General features: G+C 68.9%; 20 protein-coding genes. 8 read left to right on the top strand and 12 right to left on the bottom strand.

The window, feature by feature from the left end; translation table 11 throughout:
* Positions 1–5 precede the first annotated feature (5 nt).
* Positions 6–455, top strand: a complete 450-nt coding sequence (locus AB0E69_RS15950) for an OsmC family protein (protein WP_360145197.1) — start codon at positions 6–8, stop codon at positions 453–455.
* A 216-nt stretch (positions 456–671) separates the two neighbouring features.
* On the opposite strand, the gene AB0E69_RS15955 is transcribed toward AB0E69_RS15950, so the two are convergent.
* Both AB0E69_RS15955 and AB0E69_RS15960 read right to left on the bottom strand, forming a co-directional pair.
* Positions 672–794, bottom strand: coding sequence for a hypothetical protein (locus AB0E69_RS15955; protein WP_360145200.1), 123 nt, complete (start codon positions 792–794; stop codon positions 672–674).
* 71 nt (positions 795–865) lie between these two features.
* Complete coding sequence (locus tag AB0E69_RS15960) at positions 866–2,020, bottom strand: FUSC family protein (protein WP_360145203.1); 1,155 nt, start codon at positions 2,018–2,020, stop codon at positions 866–868.
* Positions 2,021–2,089: 69 nt separating this feature from the next.
* On the opposite strand from AB0E69_RS15960, the gene AB0E69_RS15965 reads away from it, so the two are divergent.
* On the top strand, positions 2,090–2,593 hold the full coding sequence (locus AB0E69_RS15965) for a DUF5709 domain-containing protein (protein ID WP_360145206.1): 504 nt from the start codon (positions 2,090–2,092) through the stop codon (positions 2,591–2,593).
* A 40-nt stretch (positions 2,594–2,633) separates the two neighbouring features.
* Here the strand turns inward: AB0E69_RS15965 and AB0E69_RS15970 are convergent, their stop codons facing one another.
* Both AB0E69_RS15970 and AB0E69_RS15975 read right to left on the bottom strand, forming a co-directional pair.
* Positions 2,634–3,959, bottom strand: a complete 1,326-nt coding sequence (locus AB0E69_RS15970) for a cytochrome P450 (protein ID WP_360145209.1) — start codon at positions 3,957–3,959, stop codon at positions 2,634–2,636.
* Positions 3,960–3,973: 14 nt separating this feature from the next.
* Positions 3,974–5,164: a helix-turn-helix domain-containing protein gene (locus AB0E69_RS15975; RefSeq protein WP_360145212.1), complete on the bottom strand. Its 1,191-nt coding sequence runs from the start codon at positions 5,162–5,164 to the stop codon at positions 3,974–3,976.
* Between the two features lie 110 nt (positions 5,165–5,274).
* On the opposite strand from AB0E69_RS15975, the gene AB0E69_RS15980 reads away from it, so the two are divergent.
* Complete coding sequence (locus AB0E69_RS15980) at positions 5,275–6,111, top strand: SGNH/GDSL hydrolase family protein (protein WP_360145215.1); 837 nt, start codon at positions 5,275–5,277, stop codon at positions 6,109–6,111.
* A 52-nt stretch (positions 6,112–6,163) separates the two neighbouring features.
* Here the strand turns inward: AB0E69_RS15980 and AB0E69_RS15985 are convergent, their stop codons facing one another.
* Positions 6,164–9,178, bottom strand: coding sequence for a glycoside hydrolase family 38 C-terminal domain-containing protein (locus AB0E69_RS15985; protein WP_360145218.1), 3,015 nt, complete (start codon positions 9,176–9,178; stop codon positions 6,164–6,166).
* A 168-nt stretch (positions 9,179–9,346) separates the two neighbouring features.
* Here AB0E69_RS15985 and AB0E69_RS15990 point away from each other — a divergent pair, with 168 nt between their 5' ends.
* The gene (locus AB0E69_RS15990; RefSeq protein ID WP_360145221.1) at positions 9,347–10,384 is read left to right on the top strand and encodes a TAXI family TRAP transporter solute-binding subunit; all 1,038 of its coding nucleotides are present in this window, start codon (positions 9,347–9,349) and stop codon (positions 10,382–10,384) included.
* 10 nt (positions 10,385–10,394) lie between these two features.
* Here the strand turns inward: AB0E69_RS15990 and AB0E69_RS15995 are convergent, their stop codons facing one another.
* Together AB0E69_RS15995 and AB0E69_RS16000 are read right to left on the bottom strand one after the other, a co-directional pair.
* Entirely contained in the window at positions 10,395–11,768 is a 1,374-nt protein-coding gene (locus AB0E69_RS15995; RefSeq protein ID WP_360145224.1) for a HAMP domain-containing sensor histidine kinase, read from the bottom strand.
* Between the two features lie 3 nt (positions 11,769–11,771).
* On the bottom strand, positions 11,772–12,437 hold the full coding sequence (locus AB0E69_RS16000) for a response regulator transcription factor (protein ID WP_012918592.1): 666 nt from the start codon (positions 12,435–12,437) through the stop codon (positions 11,772–11,774).
* 118 nt (positions 12,438–12,555) lie between these two features.
* On the opposite strand from AB0E69_RS16000, the gene AB0E69_RS16005 reads away from it, so the two are divergent.
* Positions 12,556–14,568: a TRAP transporter fused permease subunit gene (locus AB0E69_RS16005; RefSeq protein ID WP_360145227.1), complete on the top strand. Its 2,013-nt coding sequence runs from the start codon at positions 12,556–12,558 to the stop codon at positions 14,566–14,568.
* Entirely contained in the window at positions 14,565–15,542 is a 978-nt protein-coding gene (locus AB0E69_RS16010; protein WP_360145230.1) for a TAXI family TRAP transporter solute-binding subunit, read from the top strand. The genes AB0E69_RS16005 and AB0E69_RS16010 overlap by 4 nt, the downstream gene beginning before the upstream one ends.
* Before the next feature lie 221 nt (positions 15,543–15,763).
* Here AB0E69_RS16010 and AB0E69_RS16015 read toward each other — a convergent pair whose 3' ends face one another.
* The 3 genes from AB0E69_RS16015 to AB0E69_RS16025 form a co-directional block, all read right to left on the bottom strand.
* A complete protein-coding gene (locus AB0E69_RS16015) occupies positions 15,764–16,414 on the bottom strand; it encodes a hypothetical protein (protein WP_360145233.1) in 651 nt (216 codons plus the stop codon).
* A 204-nt stretch (positions 16,415–16,618) separates the two neighbouring features.
* Positions 16,619–17,653: an L-glyceraldehyde 3-phosphate reductase gene (gene mgrA, locus AB0E69_RS16020; protein WP_360145236.1), complete on the bottom strand. Its 1,035-nt coding sequence runs from the start codon at positions 17,651–17,653 to the stop codon at positions 16,619–16,621.
* A 99-nt stretch (positions 17,654–17,752) separates the two neighbouring features.
* Positions 17,753–18,730: an aminoglycoside phosphotransferase family protein gene (locus AB0E69_RS16025; RefSeq protein ID WP_360145239.1), complete on the bottom strand. Its 978-nt coding sequence runs from the start codon at positions 18,728–18,730 to the stop codon at positions 17,753–17,755.
* A gap of 75 nt (positions 18,731–18,805) precedes the next feature.
* Here AB0E69_RS16025 and AB0E69_RS16030 point away from each other — a divergent pair, with 75 nt between their 5' ends.
* Positions 18,806–19,429 (top strand): flavin reductase family protein, encoded by a 624-nt coding sequence (locus tag AB0E69_RS16030; protein WP_360145242.1) that lies wholly within the window; start codon positions 18,806–18,808, stop codon positions 19,427–19,429.
* On the opposite strand, the gene AB0E69_RS16035 is transcribed toward AB0E69_RS16030, so the two are convergent.
* Entirely contained in the window at positions 19,426–20,367 is a 942-nt protein-coding gene (locus AB0E69_RS16035; RefSeq protein ID WP_360145245.1) for a hypothetical protein, read from the bottom strand. The genes AB0E69_RS16030 and AB0E69_RS16035 overlap by 4 nt on opposite strands.
* Before the next feature lie 106 nt (positions 20,368–20,473).
* On the opposite strand from AB0E69_RS16035, the gene AB0E69_RS16040 reads away from it, so the two are divergent.
* Positions 20,474–20,989, top strand: coding sequence for an acyl-CoA thioesterase (locus tag AB0E69_RS16040; RefSeq protein ID WP_360145248.1), 516 nt, complete (start codon positions 20,474–20,476; stop codon positions 20,987–20,989).
* 38 nt (positions 20,990–21,027) lie between these two features.
* Here the strand turns inward: AB0E69_RS16040 and AB0E69_RS16045 are convergent, their stop codons facing one another.
* On the bottom strand, positions 21,028–21,663 hold the full coding sequence (locus AB0E69_RS16045) for a helix-turn-helix domain-containing protein (RefSeq protein ID WP_360145251.1): 636 nt from the start codon (positions 21,661–21,663) through the stop codon (positions 21,028–21,030).
* Positions 21,664–21,673: the final 10 nt, after the last annotated feature.

Raw genomic sequence — 21,673 nt, forward strand, 5'->3', positions numbered from 1 at the left:
CCCGGATGTCGGAGCACGTGGTCGACGTGAGCTGGAGCCGTGGTGAGCACGAGTTCAGCTACGACACCTACAACCGCGACCACGAGTGGCGCTTCGACGGCGGAGTCTCGGTGCCGGGCTCGGCGAACCCGAAGTACCTGGGCAACCCAGGCCCGGTCGACCCGGAGGAGGCGTTCGTGGCGGCGCTCTCCTCCTGCCACATGCTGACCTTCCTGGCCATCGCGGCCCGGAAGCGGCTGGTCGTGGACGCGTACGACGACCACGCGGTCGGCGTGATGGCGGTCGGTGCGACCGGCCGGCTCGCGATCACCGAGGTGACACTGCACCCGAAGATCGTCTGGGGCGGCGCCGAGCCGGACGCCGCGACGATCGAGCGGATGCACCACCTGGCACACCAGGAGTGCTTCATCGCGAACTCGGTGACCACCGAGATCACGGTTGCCGATAGCAAGTAAAAAACACCCGCCGGTCCGGCCTGAGCCTCGCGCAAGCGGCGTCAGGACAGCCGGCGGGTGTTTTCGGTGCACGTCTGTGGCCGTGCACCTCGTAACAGGTCCGGCGGCGCGGCGCACCAGGGCGCCTCTGCGTTCGTCGTGCGGTTTCCGTGCGGTCTGGCTCGGTGGGCAAGACCGTCCGGCGCGCCGCCCGGACCCGTTCGTCCGGTTCGCGCCCTACTGCTCAGCGGCGGCGTCGCTCCGGTCGTCGATGGTCTGGGTGGAGTCGATCGCCAGCAGGTCCTCGAGCTGACGGACCTGCTCGGTGGCCATGTGGCTCATCAGTCGGTGGATCGTCATGCCGGTGAGACGCCGGTGTACGCAAGGTATGACGGGAATTCCGGATGTGACCTGAGCCACGTCGCCCGCGGCTAGCTCTCGTCGAGCCCGTCGAGGCGGAGCGGGACCAGCTTGCGGGCCTCGTCGTACGACGTCCCGGTGAGCTCCAGCAGATCGACGATCGTGGACCGGATCTGGCCGAGGACGACCACCGCGGACAGGCCGACCGGCAGCGGCATTGCCGCCGTACGGCGGCCCAGCTCGCCGAGGACGCGGTGGGCGGCGACGTCCGCGGCCGGTTCGAACAGGGACTCGGCGATCAGGCGGGTGCCGTCGGCCAGGCGCTCGAGGAGCATCGGGTACTCGTCGGGCATCGTTTCGTCCCGCCAGACGGACACTGCGCAGCGCCGTACCAGGACGCGGATGTTCCGGATCGCGCGGTCCAGCGGTACGACGAGGTCGGCGATCTCCTGGACGCGACCGCGGTGCCGCCGGCGGAACGGCGACAGGCGAACCACGGCGACGCCCTCGTCGGCGGCGCTGCGCAGGTCGTCGAGGCGGGACTCGCTGGCGCGGGCCCGGCGAAGCGCGTCGGTGATCGCCTCCTCGTCGCGGGACCGCAGGCCCTCGGCCGTCTCCACCAGGATTTCGGCCAGCTCGTTGAGGACGCCGGAGGCCTGTTGCCGCGGGCGCCGGATCGCGGTGGCCGGGGCGATGGTCGCGGCGGCCAGGGCGACCAGGCCGCCGAGCGCGGCGTCCTGCCAGCGACTGAAGCCGGCGTTCGGGTTCGGCAGCAGGGTGGTGACGATCGCCGCCTGCACCCCGGCCTGGGTGGTCATCAGGTTCCCGGCACCGAGCAGTACGGCGATGCTCATCGCCAGCGCGATCACGAACACCAGCTGCAGGATCCCGGTCCCGAACACCCGGACGAACAGATCCCCGACGCCGACGCCGACCGCTACCCCGACCATCACCTCGGCCACGCGGCGTAGTCGCTGGCCGAAACTGAAGCCAAGACAGACCATCGCGGCGACCGGCGCGAAGAACGGTTGCTTGTGGCCCACGACGTACCGGGCGAGGGCCCAGGCGAGACCCGCGGCCAGGGCGCACTGGGCGATGAAGAAGGCCCGGCTGCGCCAGCGGTCGAGCCGGCGGCGGACCGAGGCACGGGACCGGCGAGCGGCCCGCGGCGCGATGTCGTCGCGCAGCTCCCGCAGCTGGTCCAACGTCAACCTGACCGGATCCACCTGCCCCATTCTGGGCCCGCCTCCAGGTCCAGCTTGATTCCGCCGCGCGCGAGGCGCCAAGGTGGGCACATGAGCGATGACAGCCGTGAGGACTACGGCAGCTACTCCGTCGACGACGAGGACCAGCTGCAGCCCCAGGACACCTTGAACGACCGGGGCGTGGACGACCTGCTCGACGAGGGGTACTCGCCGCCGGAGAAGTGGTCCGCGGGCGAGGGATTCGGTACGACGGCCGACGAGGCGCTGCAGGGGGAGACGCTGGACCAGCGGCTGTCCCAGGAGGAGCCCGACGCGGACCCGTACGCCGAGGAAGGGGAGGACGTCGGCGGACCGGAGGTCGGTGTCCAGCGGTCCGGGCGGCTGGTGGCGTCCGACGAGGGTGCGCACAGCGACGATGACGACGAGCTGTTCGCCGAGGAGGTCGGCATCGACGGCGGTGCCGCCGGTGCCGAAGAGGCAGCCGTCCACGTGGTGGACGACGAGGACAACTTCGAGCTCGAGGACGACGACGAGGAAGACCTGGAGAGCTACGCGGACGTCGACCTGGGCGACGTCACCGACCCCGAGGACTGACCCGCAGTCCCGCTGACCCCACCCAGGACTTGGGTGGGGTTCAGCGGGGGCTGACGGTGATTTCGGCGCCGTTGCGCGGGACCAGCGTGACGTTCTTCGGTTGGGCGGGCTCGGGTTTCGGGTCCGGGGCCGAGACGTCGTAGCTGCCGAGGGCGGCGCGGAGGATCTCGGTGCCCTCCATCAGCGAGAAGCCGGCGCCGATGCAGCGCCGGGCGCCGCCGCCGAACGGGATCCAGGTGCCGGGCGCGGGCGGATCGTCCGCCAGGAAGCGCTGCGGACGGAACTCCTCCGGGACCGGGAAGTGCTCCGCGTCGCGATGGACCAGGCCGATCGCGGCCATGATCGTCGTACCGCGGGGGAGCCGGTAGCCGGCGATGTCCGTCGTCTCAGTGACGCGGCGTCCGACCTGGTAGACGACCGGATGCAGGCGCATTGACTCTTTGACGATCGCCTCCAGTTCGCCGTCGGATCCGTTGTCCGCGGCTCGCTGACCGAACTCCAGGTCCTGCGGTCGCCTCGCCAGCTCGTGGAACGCCCAGGCCAGGGCCGTGGCGGTCGTCTCGTGGCCGGCGAGCAGGAGGGTGACCAGTTGGTCGCGCAGCTCCTCGTCGGTCCAGTTGCCGGCGGCGAGCAGGCGGGAGAGTACGTCGTTGCGGTCGGCAAACGTCTTGCGGCGCTTGGCGATCTCGTCGTACAGGATCGCGTCGACCTTGCGCTGGGTGTCGATGTAACTCTTCCACGGCGGGATCCCGAGCAGCTTGGGGTAGAACCCGGCCAGCATCATGATCGGCGGCACCGAGACGATCTTGTCCATCATCGGGCGCAGGGTGTTCAGCCGGTGCTCGTCGGTGACGCCGAAGATCACCTGCAGGATGATCTCGAGGGTGAGGTTGCGCATCCGGTGGTGCACCTTGAACGGCTCGCCGACCGGCCACTTCGCGACCTCGGCCTTCGCCAGCTCCAGGACCATCGCGGAGTACCCGCGGAGTGCCGCGCCCGAGAACGCGGGCATGAGTTGCTTGCGCATCCGGACGTGGTCCTCGTCGTCCAGCAGCATCAGCGAGCGCGAACCCATCACGGGCTCCAGCGCCGTGTTGCCCTCGCCGGCGTGCATGACGGAGGGCTGGCTGCCGAAGACCTCACGGATGTGGTCCGGGCGGCTCAGGACGACGCAGACGCGGCTCGACGGGACCAGCCGGATCGTGAAGACGTCGCCGTACTTCTCGCGCATCCGCGGGAAGAAGGTCTTGCGGTGGCTCGCGAAGAGCACGGTCTGCACCAGCGTGGGCAGCTTCGGTCCGGGCGGCAGCGTCCGCGCGGTCTGCCGGTCAAGCGTCCCGGAGCCGAGCAAGGGAGTCGGAGCCATACCTTCACGCTACGTCAGCCGGGTGAACACCGGGCGTCCTGTGCGACAAGCGCAGCCACGAGGGTCGGGAGGTCCGCGTCGCGCACCGGATCAAGCCCGGTCAGCTTGGCCACCTGCTTCAACCGGTAGTCCACGGTGTTGGCATGCAGATGCAGGTCAGCCGCAGTCTGGCGCCGGTCGCGCCCGTTGCGGAGATGCACCCGGAGCGTTCCGAGCAGGTCGTCGCGGTCGGCCAGCGGCGTGAGCAGCTCGGCCAGCCGATCGCGTGCTGGGCCTGGTCGACTCAGCTGGTACTCCAACAGCAGATCGTCGAGCTGGTAGACGGCCGGCGGCCTGTGGTGCGTGCGCACGACTTCCAGGAGTTCCCGCACCAACGCGACCCCTGCCGGCACCTCTGCCGCGGACCTGTTCGCCACCGCCACCGTCACGTCGATCCCAGCCACCCGGCTCAGCCGGGCCCGGAGCCCCTCGACCTCAGCCACCGCGCCTGGGAGCAGTGCGATTCCACCTTCTGCGGACAGCCCGGACATGCTGTCCGGGATGCGATCGAGCTCCACCCGGATGCGGCGAACCTTGCGTCTGGCAACGATCTGGCGGTCGACACCTGGTTGGTGCTCGTCCGGGTGGGCGCCGAACGCCAACCCCAGCACCACGAACTCCGCCGGCAGGCGCAGGTCCTCGACCGGTTGGCCGTCGAGGAGGGCGGTGAAGGCTGACTGGCGCGTGGCCTGGTCCTCGCCGGCGATGGATTGGCGTTCCTCGAAGTAGCTGCTGGACACGACGGCGGTGACGCGTTGGAGGAAGTCGAGGATGAGGCGGTTGAGGGCGATCGCGTCCGGGAGCTCGTCGGGCCGGAAGTGGTCCGCGACGTGCGCCGAGCACACCTTGCCGCCTAGGTGGTACGCCGCGAGCAGTGCCTCCAGCGGTACGCCTTCCTCAGCTCGTCGCGTCGCTGACTCGCGGAGCGGGTCGAGTGCGTCCCCGGTCGGTACTACGCCGGTACGGAACGTCTCCGCGAACGCCCGCAGCGTCCGCTCGGTGATGCGGCGGATGTCACCCTGCAGCTCCTCGGCCGGGAGCTGCGCGTAGAGCGGGATGTCTGCGACGAGCTGCGCGAGTACGGCGTCGACGAGGCGGCCGAGGTCGGTGCGCAGGATCTCGTGCACGGGTACGCCGCCGGACCGCAGCTGCTTGTGATCCGTCACAACGATCACCTCACGAAGTCTGGGTCTCACCCCAGCGACCGGCGGGTGCTTTGGGGTCGAACATTACTACCCAAAGGTAGTGACCGATCGGCCGCGAAGGGTGATGAGCGATGAAGGTACTGCTGGCGGTAGGTGTGATCCTGGCCGGCCTGGTCGGCACGGTCGGTGGTCCGGCGGCGGCGCAGGCTGACGGGCCGCCGGAGTATGTCGCACTGGGCGACTCGTCCGCGGCCGGCCCGCTGATCCCGCCGCAGGTGGATCTGCCGTGCCTGCGCTCCGGTATGAACTACCCGCACGTGGCGGCTGAGCTGCTGGGCGCCCAGCTGACCGATGTCACCTGCTCCGGGGCGGTCATCCCTGACTTCAGCGGAAAGCAGTTCGGCTTCGTGCCCCCGCAGTACGACGCTCTGAAGCCGACGACGGACCTCGTCACGGTGGCCATCGGCGGCAACGACACCGGGCTCGTTGCTGCTGCCCTGAGCTGCATCAACCTGCTCCCGCCACCTGCCGGCGCCTCCTGCAAGGCCCGCTTCACGGCGGGCGGCCGTGACCAGCTGGCCGCCGCCATCGATGCAACCGCAGCCCCGTTCGCCCAAGCCCTGGACCGAATCCACACCTTGGCCCCGCACGCCAAGATCCTCGTCACCGGCTACGGCAACTACATCCGTCCCAACGGCTGCTACCCCCAGATCCCCGTCTGGCCGGTCGACGCCAACTACCTCCAGTCCACCATCGACGACCTCAACACCATGCTCGCCACCCAGTCCGCTACCCACCACGCGACGTACGTAGACCTCCGCACCCCCAGCATCACCCACGACGCCTGCGCCCCCACCCCCCAACGCTGGCTGGAAGGCCTAGTCCCAACGTCCGCCGCAGCCCCACTCCACCCGAGCGCCCGAGGCATGCAGGCTTTCGGTGAGTTGGTCGCCGCAGCCGCCCGCTGAAACACGAAGACCCGCCCAACGGGGTTGGGCGGGTCTTCGGGGGGGGTGGGGGTCAGGAGCGTTTGAAGCGGAGGGTGAGGATTTGGAAGGGGCGGAGTTCGAAGGTGACTCCGTTGTCGGTGAGTTCGCGGTCTGCGAGGTGGCGTTCGAGGAGGTCTACCTCGGTGGCCGCGGTCGCGGTGAACGACGGGGTGATGGTGGCGCGGGAGCGGCCGCCGGAGGACTCGTAGAGGCGGACGACGACGTCGCCGGACTGGTCGTCGGCCAGCTTCAGCGCCTCGACGATGACGTTGTTGTTGTCCAGGGCAACGATCGGCTCGACGCCCTCGCCGCCCGTGACGACCCGCTCCGGCAGGTTGATCCGGTAGCCCTCTTCGATCGCCTCCGGGATGCCCGCACCGACGACGAGCGCGTGGTTGACCACGTGCACGCCCTGGTCGGTCTTCGGGTCGGGGAAGCGGGGCGCGCGGATCAGCGACGTACGGATCGTCGTCGTGGTGCCGCCGTCCTCCCGGGCGGTCCGGTTCACGTCGTGGCCGTACGTCGAGTCGTTGACCACGGCAACGCCGTACCCCGGCTCGCCGACGTGCACCCAGCGGTGCGCCGCGATCTCGAACTTCGCCGCGTCCCACGAGGTGTTCTGGTGGGTCGGCCGGAAGATGTGCCCGAACTGCGTCTCGGACGCGGACCGGTCCGCATGCACGTCGACCGGGTACGCCGCCTTGAGGAACTTCTCCGCCTCGTGCCAGTCCATCGACGTCTCGATGTCGACCCGCTTCGTACCCGGGCGGACCCGCAACGTCTGCGTCACCGACGATCGGTTGAACGAACGCTTCACGACCACGGTGGCGACCCCGTCCACGGTGCTGAAGTCGACGCTGTCGACCTCGGTCACGTCGCGCACGTTGTTCTTGTAGAACGAGTCGACGTCCCACGCGTCCCAGTGGTTCGGGGTGTCCACGTGCAGCTGCAGAAGGTTGCCCGCAGCACCTGGCGCGATCACCTCGCGCTGCGCCTCGACGTCGTACAGCGAGGTGATCAGGCCACGCTCGTCGACGACGACCCGGATCAGCCCGTTGTCGAGTACGCCACCCTCGACCGTGACCGCCTGGCCTTCGCCGGCCGTGACGCCCGCACCCAGCCCGGCGACACCGTTGCGCGCGTGCGGCGCCGCGTTGAACACGATCTGCGCGGAACCCTCACCCGCCAGCGCCTGCTGGGCCTTCGCGATGATCGCTTCCAGCTCCGCAGCCAACCGGGCGTATGTCTCCTCGGCCTCGCGGTGCACCCAGGAGATCGACGAGCCCGGCAGGATGTCGTGGAACTGGTTCAGCAGCACGGCCTTCCAGATCCGGTCCAGGTCCTCGTACGGGTACGCGTCCAGCTTGCCCGCCACTACTGCCGCCGCCGACCACAGCTCGGCCTCGCGGAGCAGGTGCTCGCTGCGCCGGTTGCCCTGCTTGGTCTTCGCCTGTGAGGTGTACGTCGCCCGGTGGATCTCGAGGTAGAGCTCGCCCGACCAGACCGGAGCGTGCTCCTGGTACTCCGCCTCGGCCGCCGCGAAGAACTCGCTCGGCGCCTCGATCGTGACCTTCGGCGACGCCTCCAGGTCCTTCACCCGGCGCGCGGTCGCGACGAACTCACGGGTCGGGCCGCCACCGCCGTCGCCATAGCCGAACGGTGCCAGCGACCGGGTCGCCGCGCCGCTCTCCTGGAAGTTCCGCTGCGCGTGCGCGAGCTCGCGGCCGGACAGGTCGGAGTTGTACGTGTCGATCGGCGGGAAGTGGGTGAACACCCGGGTCCCGTCCAGACCCTCCCACCAGAACGTGTGGTGCGGGAACTTGTTCTCCTTGTTCCAGGAGATCTTCTGGGTCAGGAACCAGCGCGACCCGGACAGCTTCACCAGCTGCGGCAGCGCCGCGGTGTAACCGAACGAGTCCGGCAGCCAGACCTCCTGGGTGTCGATCCCGTACTCGTCCAGGAAGAACCGCTTACCGTGCACGAACTGCCGGGCCAGCGCCTCGCTGCCGGGCAGGTTGGTGTCGGACTCGACCCACATCCCGCCCACCGGGACGATGTGTCCCTCGGCAACGGCCTTCTTCAGCCGCTCCCAGACCTCGGGGTAGTTGTCCTTCACCCACGCGTGCTGCTGGGCCTGGGAGAACGCGAAGACGAGCTCCGGGTACTCCTCGGCGAGCGTCGCGACGTTGGAGACCGTACGGGCGACCTTCCGCCGGGTCTCGCGCAGCGGCCACAGCCACGCCGAGTCGATGTGTGCGTGCCCGACCGCGGACACCTGATGTGCGCTGGCGTGCGCCGGCCGGCTCAGCACCTCGGTCAGCTCGGCCCGGGCCTTCGCCGCGGTGCCGGCCACGTCCTCGTAGTCCAGCGCGTCCAGCGACCGGCTCAGCGCCCGCAGGATCTCCTTGCGGCGCGGCTCCTGCAGCGACAGTTCCTTCTGCAGGCCGTCCAGTGCCTCGAGGTCCAGGATCAGGTCCCACACCTCGGCGTTGAACACGGCCAGGTCGGCGCGGGCGACCTGGTAGATCGGGTGGTCGCCGAGCCCGGCGCCGATGTCGACCTTCGCGGTGGCGTTGTCGAGCGGGATCTCCGGGTTGGCGGCCGCCTCGACGAAGAACTCGATCCGGTCGCCCGGCTGGGCCGCCGTACCGTCCGGGCCGAGGATGGACAGCGGCGCGTAGGTCTGCCGCGGGTGCAGGCCCTTCAGCGGCCGGCCGGAGGTGGTGTGCACCAGGCCCTCGGCGGAGAAGCCGGGACCACCGCTGAAGCCGAGGTCGATGACGGCCTCGACCTCGCTGCCGTTCCAGTCCCGCGGCACCTCGCCGCTGAACTTGAACCACGCGGTACCCCAGGCCGGACCCCACGACGTGCCGACCGCGGCCGGCTCGTAGGTCTGGGCCAGCGCCTCGGCGGGGGACACCGGCTCACCAGGTGCGTGCCACACCTCGATGTCCAGCGGGACCGCCGCGCCGTAGATCGCGGGGCGGAGCCGCTCCCGCAGGGCGCGCCAGAGCCGCTCCTCGATGAGTTGACGGTCGTCGTGCACGAAATCAGCCTCCGGGGAAGTTCCTCACGCGACCGCCGCGGCCGCAGGATGACAACGCTGTCACACCGACCGGGGGTGCGTCCAGACGCAGACCGGCCCAATCCCTGCCGGTAGCGGTTCGGTGACGCGCCTACCGCCGAGGACCTGTTGTTGTCTAGGTTGTGCTGCATGGATCGCCCCCGCCTGCTGACCCCTGACCGGCCGACCGGGTTGACCCGCCGCAGTGTGCTCGGCTTCGGCGCTGCCGCCGCGTCGGCGCTGCTGGTCCCCGGCTGCTCCCGCGGCCGGGCGGAAGAGCCCGCGCCGTCCGAGTCGGCGACGTTCGCCACCGGCAACGCCGGCGGCGTCTACAACGCGTTCGGCGCCGCGCTGTGCGGGCTGGTGAGCGAGGTCACCGGCATGGACCTGCGGCCGATCGCGACCGACGGTTCGGTGGAGAACCTGAACCTGGTGGCCCAGCGGAAGGCCGACCTCGGCTTCTGTACGTCGGACTCGGCGCTCGCGGCCTACGAGGGCACCGGAGCCTTCAAGAACGCGCACATGCGGTTCTACGCGCTGGGCCGGGTGTACGACAACTACGTCCACGTCGTCGTACCGATGGCGTCGAAGGCGCAGAGCCTCTCGGACCTGAACACGAAGTCGTCGAAGAAGCTGCGGGTCGGGGTCGGGCCGAAGGAGTCCGGCACCGAGATCGTGTCCAGGCTGATCCTGGGCACCGCCGGGATCCACGTCGAGATGGTCAACCTGTCGCTGACCGACTCGATCAAGCTGCTGAAGGCGAAGGCCGACAAAGAGACGGCCCCGAACGGGATCGACGCGTTCATCTGGAGCGGCGGCGTGCCGACGACTCCGATCGCGGACCTCCAGAAGGACCTCGGGTTCCGGCTGCTCAACATCGGGGCGGTGGCGCAGGAGATCGCGCTGACGAACTTCGGCGGGTTCGTGGTGTCGGCGATCCCGCCGTCGCAGTACGGGCTGGCCAGCTCGGTGCCGACGCTGGCGGTGCCGAACTACCTGATCGCCAAGCAGGGTCTGTCCGACTCCTGGGCGTGGTGGACCGTGAACACGCTGTTCCGCCGCCAGAACGACCTGATCGCCGCCAAGCACCCCGAGGCCGGCTCGCTGGACCCCCGCTCGGCGATCGCCACCATGCCCGTCCCGCTGCACCCCGCGGCGGAGCGCTGGTACCGCCAGAATCACATCTAGAACCAGCTGCTCAGACGTCGTAGTCGTCGATCAGCGGGACGCGGACCTCGATCACCAGGCCGCCGCCGATCGGCGGACGGGCGACGACGCGGCCGCCGACCCGGGCCGCTTCGGAGCGGACGATCGCCAGGCCGAGACCGGTGCCCGGCATCTCCCGGTGGTGCGCGCTCCGCCAGAACCGCTCGCCGACCTTCTTGAGGTCCCGCGAGCCGAGACCCAGACCGTGGTCGCGTACCGACATGACCACCTCGGTGCCGTCACGGGTGACCGAGACCTCGACCGGCGGAGCGCCGTACTTCGACGCGTTGTCGAGCAGTACGTCGAGGATGTCGTCGACCTCGAGCTCGGGTGCGACCCCGCCCGGGACCATCTCGCCGATGATCAGCTCCAGGTCGTCGGCGGCGTACACGGCCTTCCAGCCGACCAGCCGCTCCTTCACCGCCTGCGCGAGGTCCAGCGGCTCCTCGCTGGCACCGTCCTCACCGGAGGGACGGTCCGAGCCGGCCAGGCGGGACAGCCGCTGGACGATCCGGCCGAGCCGGTCGATGTCGCTCAGCGCGAACCGTGCGGTCGGGGACAGCCGGGACAGGCCCTCGATGTGGATCCGCGCCGACGTCAGCGGCGTACGCAGCTGGTGCGACGCGTCCGCGACGAACTCGCGCTCACGCTGCCGCGCCTGGTGAAGGCTCAGCGCCATCGAGTTGAAGCTGTCGCCCAGCCGGCGCAGCTCCGGTGCACGACCGTCGGTGGAGACCCGGGTGTCGAGCGCGCCGCGGGTGATCTGGTGGGTGGCGTTGTCGAGGTCCTGCAGCGGCCGCAGCACCCAGCGGGTGATCGGCCGGACGATACCGATGATGATGGCGCCGATGCTGATCAACAGGCCGCCCAGGAGCAGCAGAAGGTACCGCTGCACCTGCTCGCGGCCCTTGTCCGTCGGCACCCGCAGTACGGCGGCACCGAGGACGCTGCCGTTGTTGACGACCGGACGGGACACGACCATCTCGCCGGTGCGCCACGGCCACAGGGCCGGCGGCTCGGCCGGGAGGCGGCCGGCCAGCGTGCTGTGCAGCGCGGTCGCGATGTCCGGCTCGGTCACGTCCACACCGGACTCCGAGGTGGCGATCACCTTCGAGTCGACGTCGACGACGAAGACCCGGGTGTCGTACAGCTCCTGGTACCGAACGGCCAGCTCCCGCAGGTTGGTGATGTCGCCGGTCTGCAGCGGGGACTCCGCCATCGTGGCAAACCAGTCCGCGTCGTTGCTGCGGGACAGGAAGAGCGTCCGCGACGTGGTGGTCGCGATGAAGTTCGCCAGCGGGATGACGGCGATGATGGCCAGTGCGACGACCATCGGGACGAGGGACTGCAGCAGTCGACGGCGCAACGGTCAGTCCGAACCCAGTCGGTAGCCGACGCCCCGGATCGTCTGCACCAGCTCGGGCCGCCCGAGCTTGGCGCGCAGGCTGGCGACGTGCACGTCCATGGTTCGCGACGACGCCTCGAACACGGACTGCCAGGCGTACAGCGCCACCTGCTCGCGGGGCACCACCCGGCCGTGGTGTGCGGCCAGCACTGCTAGCACGTCGAACTCCTTGCGGGTCAGGCTGATGGGCTTGTCCGCTACCTGCACCGTCCTGGCCTCGATGTCCACGGTCAGGTCGCCGACGGTCACCCGGGGCCGGGGCTGCAAGAGGCCGGTACGACGAAGTACAGCATCGATGCGGGCCAGCAGCTCGGAAATCGCGAACGGTTTGACCACATAGTCGTCCGCACCGCTGCGCAGACCCCGCACCCGGTCGGCGGCCTCGCCGCGCGCCGTCACCGCGATCACCGGGACGTCCGACACCGTACGGATCTGCCGGCACACGTTGATGCCGTCTCCGTCCGGCAGTCCCAGGTCCAGCAGGACCAGGTCCCCGGGGTCGGCTGCCAGGGCGTCCGCGGCCGTGCGGACGTGCGTCACCATCAGGCCGTACCGCCGCAACGCGGGTATCAGGGCATTGGCGATATCGAGATCGTCCTCGACCAGCAGAATCCGGACCGCGCCACTCATGCGGTGATCGTAGGCCAGGTGACGGTGATATGTGTCAGATCTTGGTAAAGACGTAATCACGCGACTCCAAGCAGTGTTCGGCGTGGTTAGCCTTCCGACCACAGGAGGGAACCGGTAGATGACTGTCGGTGTTGGCACGGGGGGTGGCGTCACCGCGCCCTCCGAGCAGGAACTCGCCGAGTACGAGCAGGAACGGCCCGCTCGGCGGCTTCGCCCTGCCCTCGACCTGGTCATCTCCATCTGGTGCGCGATCGTCAGCGTCGGCGTGTTGGTGCAGGTGTTCTTTCCACTACCACAGGGCACCCAGTTCTACCTCGTGATCTTTCTCGCAGCCGTGCTGCCGATCACGCTGCTCTGCTACCGCGGTTTCCGGATCCCTGGCGCGCGCGTGCGGTCGCACGACGACCCCGGTGTGACGGACTGGATCCTCGCAGCGGTGGCGTTGGCTGTTTGTCTCTACCCGCTCTTCGACTTCGACGGTTTCCTCGAGCGGCGACAGGCTCCTACTGCCATGGACGTGATCGCCGGCGCTCTGCTGCTGGTGTTGCTGCTCGAAGCGTGCCGTCGTACCACCGGCTGGGTCCTGCCGCTGTTCAGCTTGGTCTTCATCGCCTACGCGTACTACGGCGGCTACCTGCCCTACACGTGGTCGCTGGCACATCAGGGCTTCAACTTCGACGCGATCATCGCGCAGTTCACGATGGGTACGGCGGGGTTCTACGGGACGCCGTTGAGCGTCGCGGCGTCGTACATCGTGCTCTTCACGATCTACGGCGCGGTGCTCGACTACTCGGGCGCGGGCAAGTTCTTCATCGAACTGTCGTTCGCGGCGTTCAAGCGAAGCCGTACGGCGCCGGGTCGCACGGTCACGTTGGCGGGCTTCCTGCTCGGCAGCGTGTCCGGCTCGGGTACGGCGACCGCCGTGTCGTTGGGCACGGTGTCGTGGCCGATCCTGCGGCGGGCCGGGTACCCGCCTGAACCGGCCGGTGGCATGCTCGCGGCGTCCGGTATCGGCGCGATCCTGTCGCCGCCGACGCTCGGCGCGGCCGCGTTCATCATCGCCGAGTTCCTGCAGGTGTCGTACCTGAAGGTGCTCGGCTTCGCCGTGATCCCGACGATCCTCTACTACCTGGGCATCCTGCTCGCGATCGAGATCGACGCCCGGCGGCACGGCACCACCTCGGCCGAGACGTCCACCGACTCGGCGCTGCGGCTGCTGCTGCGCTTCGGGTACCACTTCCTCTCGCTGTTCGTGATCATCGGTTTCATGGCGGTCGACGTCCCGCCGTTCAAGGCCGTCGTGTACGCCGTGATCATCCAGTTCGGGCTGTCGTTCCTGGACCGTGAGCACCGGTTGACCGGATGGCCACTGTTCAAGGCGCTTGCCCAGGGCACCCGTTCGGTGCTGCCGGTGGCGGCGACCTGCGCGACCGCGGGCGTGATCGTCGCGGTGACGACACAGACCGGTCTCGGCCTGAACCTCGCCGAGATCATCGTCGGGGCGGCGCGTGGGCTGACCGACAACCACACCGTCGTGCTGATCCTGACCGTCGTACTGTCCGGGTTCGCGGTCCTGGTGCTCGGGCTGGCGGTGCCGGTGACCGCGTCGTTCATCATCGCGGCGGTGATCATCTCGCCGGCGCTGGTGCACCTCGGGGTGACGCAGCCCGAGGCGTACATGTTCATCTTCTACTACGCCGTACTGTCCGAGGTGTCGCCGCCGACCGCACTGGCCGCGGTGGCGACGGCCGCGATCACCGGCGGCAAGGTGATACCGACGATGTGGCAGGCGTGGAAGTACACGCTGCCCGCGTTCCTGGTGCCGTTCGCCTTCGTCCTCACCGACAACGGCGCACACCTGCTCGGGCAGGGGTCGTTCGTCGGGATGGTGTGGACGACGCTGGTGTCGATGCTCGCGGTCGCCGCGCTGGCGGTGGTGACCGGAGGCTGGATCTTCGTTGCGTGCGGCCCGCTCGAGCGGGCGGTCTGCGTACCGTCGGCGTTGCTGCTGCTCTACCTCGCGCCCGTAACCATCACGGTCGGAATCTGTTTGCTACTTGTTGCCGTCGTCATCAATCTGGTCCGGCGGCAACGCCAGGCCGTTTCCCCGGAAGGATCTGTTGCTTCATGAGACTTCGCCGCCTCCCTGTCGTCGCAGTGGCGCTGGCCGCTGCCGTCTCGCTGGTCGCCTGCGGTGGTCAGCGCGAACCAGCCGGATCGGGTTCGGCGAACGGTGGGCGGCTGACGATTGCCACCGGCAACACCACGGGCGTCTACTACCAGCTCGGTGGGGCGCTGGCGTCGGTGATCTCGGCCAAGGTGTCCGGCTACCGCGCGACGGCGAGCGAGACCGGGGCCTCGGTGCAGAACATCCAGGGTCTGGTCGCGGGGAACTACGACATCGCGTTCTCGCTGGGTGACTCGGCCGCGGACGCGGTGAAGGGCGAGAACAGCTTCAAGTCCAAGCAGGACGTGGTTGCGCTGACCCGGTTGTACAACAACTACACGCAGGTCGCCGTACGGACGTCAGCCGGGATCAACTCGATCGCCGACCTGAAGGGGAAGCGGGTCTCCACCGGCTCGCCGAACTCTGGGACCGAGGTGATCGCCCGCCGGCTGCTGGAGGCGGCCGGCCTGGATCCGGCCAAGGACGTGACGGCGCAGCGGCTCGGCCTGCCGGAGTCGGTGGACGCGATGAAGTCGGGGTCGATCGACGCCCTGGTATGGTCCGGCGGACTGCCGACCGGCGGTATCACCGACCTGACCACCAGCATGGGTAAGGGTGTGAAGCTCTTGCCGATCGCGGACCTGCTGCCCAAAATGCAAGGGAAGTACGGCTCGGTCTACTCGCAGGCGCCGATCCCGGCCGCGACCTACAAGCAGCCGGCCGACGTCGCGACGATCATCGTGCCGAACGTCCTGCTGGTCCGCAAGGACATGAAGGACGAGCTCGCCGAGCAGCTCACGAAGGTCATCTACGACAACAAGGACGCCTTGGTCGCAGTGAACGCGGCGGCCAAGGGGATCACGCTGGAGAACGCCGACAAGACCGATCCGGTGCCCCTGCACCCCGGAGCGAAGAAGGCGATCGACGGACTGAGATGACCTGTGGATTGGCCCTGGGCACCGGATCAGCGGGGCCTTAGGCCGATCCGCCACAGACCGTCCTCCCCCGCACACCAGGCGCAGCGGGGGAGGACGTACGGCCCGCCCCGCACACCAGGCGCAGCGGTGCGGGCCATCCGCCGGCCCCACAACCAGGCGCAGTGAGGCCCGGCAGCCGGGCCCGCCCCACGGAGGCATCCGTGGTCGGCGGGCCCGGTCTTCTACTGCTGGTCGTCGCCGGACAGCGCGGTGCCGTACAGGTAGTGGGAGAGGACCGAGTCGCGCTTGGGATGCGCGTGGTACTTGACCGGTACGACGCGGCCCTCGGCGCTGTCCCACGCTACGTCGGCCATCCGCCACATCCGGTGCGCCAGCCGGCCGGCCCTGCCGGTGTGCGGAGAGCTTGGGTGGGCTCGGGTCGGTGCGACTTCCTCGGCCTCCAGCAGCTCCTCGGTCAGCGCGTTCACGGTGGCCGAGTCCAGTTCCTCGCAGATCTGCCGGCTGTACGTCGTCTCCATCTCCACGTGCTCAGCCATCAGGCGGTCGATCTGTTGCCACAGGTCGTCGTGGTCGAGGTGCAGGAAACGGCTGTCGCCGTACTGCCTTCCCTTGAGGAAGCGCAGGGAGCGTTCCAGCTCCCTTGCGTTGCCGACGTACCTAGTCACCAGTTCGCCGCCGTCGGGCAGTCGTCGTACCTGCGGCAGCAGCACGTCCTCGGCGGCCGCCAGGTGCTGGGCTGCGATGGCGTAGAACCAGTCCGTCTGGTGCCTGCGCTCGGGATGCGCGGCGTCCGGATGGTGCGCCGGCTCGGCCAGCTCCCGGAGCCGGTCATGTTCGTAGGTCAGGGCCATTTCGAGCGTCGAAGCGGTCATGTCAACCACCTCCCGGGGTCTTCTCCCAGCGTGTGCCCAACCAGCCACCACCGCAACCGACCGACCCCGCTCCGTAACCCAACCACAACACGCAGGGATCTCCCTCGGTCGCTCCGCCGACGCCACCGGCTCGGCCGGAAATGACAGAGCGCACGCGCCCTGGGTGGGGGTGCGTGCGCTCTGGGTTTTGCGCTCTGGGTTCGGTCAGGCGTCGGAGCTCTTCTTCCAGAGGTTGATGCCGGCCTCGACGGCGTCGGCGTCGATGGCTTCGAGTTCGTCGGCGCTGAACTTGAGGTTCTGGACCGTGGCGAGGTTGTCCTCGAGCTGGGCGACGCTGGAGGCGCCGATCAGCGCGCTGGTGACGCGGTCGTCGCGGAGCGTCCAGGCGAGCGCGAGCTGCGCGACGGACTGGCCGCGCTCCTTGGCGATCTCGGCGAGGGCGCGAACGTGCTGCAGCGTGTCGTCGGTGAGCGAATCCGGGTCGAGGGACTTGCCCTGCGCCGCCCGCGAGTCCGACGGCACGCCGTCGAGGTAGCGGTTCGTGAGCACGCCCTGCGCGAGCGGCGAGAACGCGATCACGCCGACACCCAGTTCGCCGACCGCGTCGAGCAGGTCCTCCTCGATCCAGCGGTTCAGCATCGAGTAGGACGGCTGGTGGATGAGGAGCGGCGTACCGAGCTCTTCCAGGATCCGGGCAGCCTCGCGGGTGCGGTCCGCGGAGTACGAGGAGATGCCGGCGTACAGCGCCTTGCCGGAGCGGACGGCCGCGTCCAGCGCGCCCATCGTCTCCTCGAGCGGCGTGTCCGGGTCGAACCGGTGCGAGTAGAAGATGTCGACGTAGTCGAGGCCCATCCGGCTCAGCGACTGGTCGAGCGAGGCGAGCAGGTACTTCCGCGAGCCGCCGCCCTGACCGTACGGCCCCGGCCACATGTCGTAGCCGGCCTTGGTCGAGATGATCAGCTCGTCGCGGTACTGCTTGAAGTCGCGCGCGAAGTGCGTCCCGAAGTTGGTCTCGGCCGAGCCGTACGGCGGCCCGTAGTTGTTCGCCAGGTCGAAGTGCGTGACCCCGAGGTCGAACGCGCGCCGCAGGATGTCGCGCTGCGTCGCGAACGGCTTGTCGTCGCCGAAGTTGTGCCACAACCCCAACGAGATCGCCGGCAGCAGCAGCCCGCTCCGCCCGGTCCGCCGGTAGGTCATCTGGTCGTCATACCGGCTCTCGGCCGCCACGTAGTCAGTCACGGAACCCCAGTCTGCCCCATGTCACTACAAGTGCAAACCCCCTTGTTTTCGGGCAGAAACCCCATCACTGACAGCCAGAGAACCTACTTCTTGATCGGCTCAGGTCAGGGCCGCCCAGGGCTCGAGTGGGCTGGTGGTGAAGAAGCGGAGGATGCTCAGGAGCCGGCTGGCAGTCGGAGCGGTCCAGTGCCGTTGACCCGGCCACGGCGCGGCGGGGAGCTTGGAGACTGCCCAGGACAGCTGGAACCACAGGATCGCCGCGGCCAACTCTTCAACTGCCTCGGTCTCCCGACGTGAGGCCACCAGCCTGCGCGTGCTGCGCGGAGTGATGCTGGAGGCGAGCTTGGTGTGCTGGTATGCGGGACTGGTGTGGTGGAGGTAGGTGGGGAGGAGGGTGGCCACCTCGGTCAGGGGGAGCTTGGCGAAGTCCATCGCGCGCGGTGCCCAGGCGGCGTCGCCCCAGTCGATGAGCGCTCGCAGGTTGTCTTCCCCGTCCACCAGAAGGTTGTGCACGGCAACATCTCCGTGAATGAGCACCTTCGGCCTGTTCCTGTCGAACCGCTGAGCCAACCGCGTGAACCAGCCGCTCAACCAGTCAGCCGTCCCGGGATCCACGTACCCGCGCTGAGCAAGCCCTTCGACCGTTTCCCACGGATCCCCCCACTCCTCCTCTGGTACCTCGGGGAGCGCCGCGCGCAGGTCACGCACCGCACTGCTAGGGAGGTCCAACTGGTGGAGGAGGACCAGTTGTCGAGCCAGGGCGACGGGCGCGGTGAGAGGTTCGATGCCGTGGACTCGCTCGGTGACCATGTACGGCGTCGGCAGGAGGTGCCGGCTGCTGTCGTACTCCACGATGGCGGGGGTTTGGACGCCGGCCAGACGGGCGGTGGGTATGACCTTGGATTCCTTGTGGAGATCTTGCTCGTAGCCCGGGCGCGCAGTGCGGAGGAAGAGGTGGTCGCCGAGAACGAAGGCTCGGTTGGCCACGCCTCCGGTCACTTCCTTGACCTGCCAAGCGGGTACGCCGTGGCGGTGGGCTACGGCTTGTAGCTGTTGCAGGACGTCCTGCTGATCCAATCGACTTCTCCGTCTGGCAGCACGGGGTGGGCCCTCGGGTCCGGAGGTATCCAGTGAGTTTGATGTACTGCGGGGGTGCGTGTCGATGTAGATCCGGAGGCTGTCGGGCGACGGGAGTTCTACGCGTTGCTGAACTCTGTGGTGGTGCCGCGACCGATTGCCTGGGTGTCGAGCCTGTCGGCCGACGGTGTCCTCAATCTGGCGCCGCACTCGTTCTTCACGGTGTCGTGTGTGCAGCCGCCGATGGTGCAGTTCACCTCCGTCGGACGCAAGGACAGTCTCAACAACGTCGAGGCCACCCGCGAGTTCGTGGTGAACTTCGCTGCCGAGCCGCTCTACGAACAGGTCAACGCGTCCGGGACGAACTTCCCGCCGGAGATCTCCGAGTTCGAGGCGATCGGCGTCACCACCGAGCCGTCCGCGACCGTCGCCGTACCGCGGGTTGCCGAGTCGCCGGTCGCGATCGAGTGCACGCTGCACGCCACGATCGGGCTCGGTGACTGCACCGTCGTCATCGGTCACGTCCGGCACCTCGCGATCGATGCGGCAGTCATGGACGGCGACCACCCCGACATCCACCGCCTCCGCCCACTCGCCCGCCTCGGCAAGGACGAGTGGACAACCCTCGGCGAGGTCCGCGAAATCCCCCGCATCCGCTACTCCCAATGGCCAGGTCACTTCACACCTCCGGGCAGCTAGTTGCCACCAGCATCGAATTCGGCGAGACGTTCGGACAGGGACTGGAGTTCTGGGGACATTCGGAGTGGGAGGCGGTCCGGGGAGGCGGTGGTCGCTGGGTGCCAGGTGAGGGACGGGGTCACCAGGTAGACGTCAGGGGACAGCGGTCCGGGATCGCGGGTGTGGCTGCGAGCGGTCAGGTGGAGCAAGAGGCCCAGGGCGGGAATGACGCTCAGGTCCTGGATCACGTGCAGGAGCAGTCTGTCCCGGGCCGGCATCGCGGCCAGGACGCCGTACGGCGGGGGATGTTCGAGTTGCAGCGTCTCGCGCAGGACGGTGTCGAGGACCAGCGCCCGGGACGCCGCGAATGCCGAGCCGGTCACCAGCGCGACGCGCACGTCGTCCTGCTCGAGGTACTCGACGTGGTCCACCATGCTCCGCAGGTTAGCCAGCCCCAACCGCTCGGCCTCGGACCACACCAGACCGAGATCCGCGGGCTCCAGCCACATCGTCACGATGTCGTCGTCCACCGAGGACGGCACGGCCAGCAGCCCCGGAACGAAGTCGGGCCGGTCGGCCGTCCAGTTGTCGGGCAGCGCATCGCGCGGAACCAACCGCTGGATCAGCTCCCGCGAAGGATCAGCCGGCGGCGTCGGCGGTCCCGCCCGCAGCTGCCGCAGGATCTCAGTGAAGTGCTCGTCGACCAGCATCGGCCAGCAGGTCTCGTCGTACCGCGCCAGCATCCGGGCAAGGTTGCTCAGCCCGAGCACTGGTCCCCGAGCAGAGTGGTCGGGTGGCACGAGCGCCGCGCCGCCCTCGTAGGTCACGTCGAGACCAAGGCTCGTCGCCGCGCGCAGGCCGAGCTGCACGAGCAGGGCGGCCTGTTGTCGGGACAGGGGTGCCAGGGCCGCATCCGGTTGGTTGCCGTGAGCATGTTCGGTAAAGGTGTCAAGGGTCATCGGAAAACCTCCTCGCCCAAGAAAGTACGAGGATCGGGCCTCGCCGGAACCGGCCTTTTCGAAGCTGTGGATAAGCTGCCGGGACCTACCAGCCGAAGGAGCCGGGATGACCAGCAGCCCGTTGTCGCGACCGACGTCGGAGACCCGGCTGTCGCTGTCGCACATCACCGCGCAGAACGACGCCAACCTTCTCGGCACCGTGCACGGCGGCGTGATCATGACGCTGGTCGACTCGGTCGCCGGGGTGGTTGCGGCCCGGCACTCCGGTGGCGCGGCGGTGACCGCGTCGATGGACGAGATGACGTTCCTGGTCCCGGTCCGGGTCGGCGACGTCGTCCACTTCAGCGGCCAGGTGAACTGGACCGGTCGCAGTTCGATGGAGGTCGGCGTACGGATCACCGCCGACCGCTGGGACGCGGTCGGACCGCAGGTTCACGTCGCCTCGGCGTACCTCGTGTTCGTGGCGGTCGACGCGGAAGGCAAGCCGCGCGAAGTGCCACAGGTCGTGCCGCAGACCGAGGATGAGCAGCGGCGCCTACGTGAGGCCGAGATCCGCAGAAGCCACCGTCTCGCCCGCCGCGCGGCAATCATCGCCTCCCGCCGGCAAAGCGGCGACGACTGACGCTGGTCGGCTCAGGTGCGAGGCTCAGGTGCGAGACGTCACCCGTCGGAGCGACGCGCCCGTGGCCAGCTTGCCAGCAGATCCGCAGCGGCTCGTGCAGCCACCTCGGGGGCCCGCTCCATTGCCGCGACGCGATAGCTGACCAATGCTCCCTCGTGTAGCAGCAGTAGCCGGTCGGCGAGCTCTGGAGGGTCGGCCAGCCTGGCTGCTCGCGCCTGAGCCTCGAACTCGGATCGCAGCCACTGCTTCTGGCCCACGATCACCGGCATCGCCGGATGGTCCGGTGCTGCGAGCTCCACGCTCGCGTTGATGAATCCGCACCCGTTCCGAGAGCCCGCGAGCCAGTCCGTCAGGGCTTCGAAGAGCGCGAGGATCACCTCCGCGGGCGTCGACGGCCGCCGATCGGCCAGCTGTGCGTCCAGGAACGCGTGCCACTCCCGGTTGCGCTGCTCGAGGTACGCCGCGATCAGCCGGTCCTTCGACCCGAACCGGTCGTACAGCGTCTTCTTCGTCACCTCGGCCGCGTCCGCGATCGCATCCACCCCGACCGTCCGGATGCCCTGCGCGTAGAAGAGCGTCGACGCGGCCGTCAGGATCCGCTCCCCAGCAGGCGTCAGCCGCGGCGCTTCGGGTACGCCACGGTCCACGATCAGTCTCAGCTGCCAGTCGACCATACTGACAGTA

The organism is Kribbella sp. NPDC026611 (genome assembly GCF_040638345.1).
In the GTDB taxonomy this organism is placed as follows: domain Bacteria; phylum Actinomycetota; class Actinomycetes; order Propionibacteriales; family Kribbellaceae; genus Kribbella.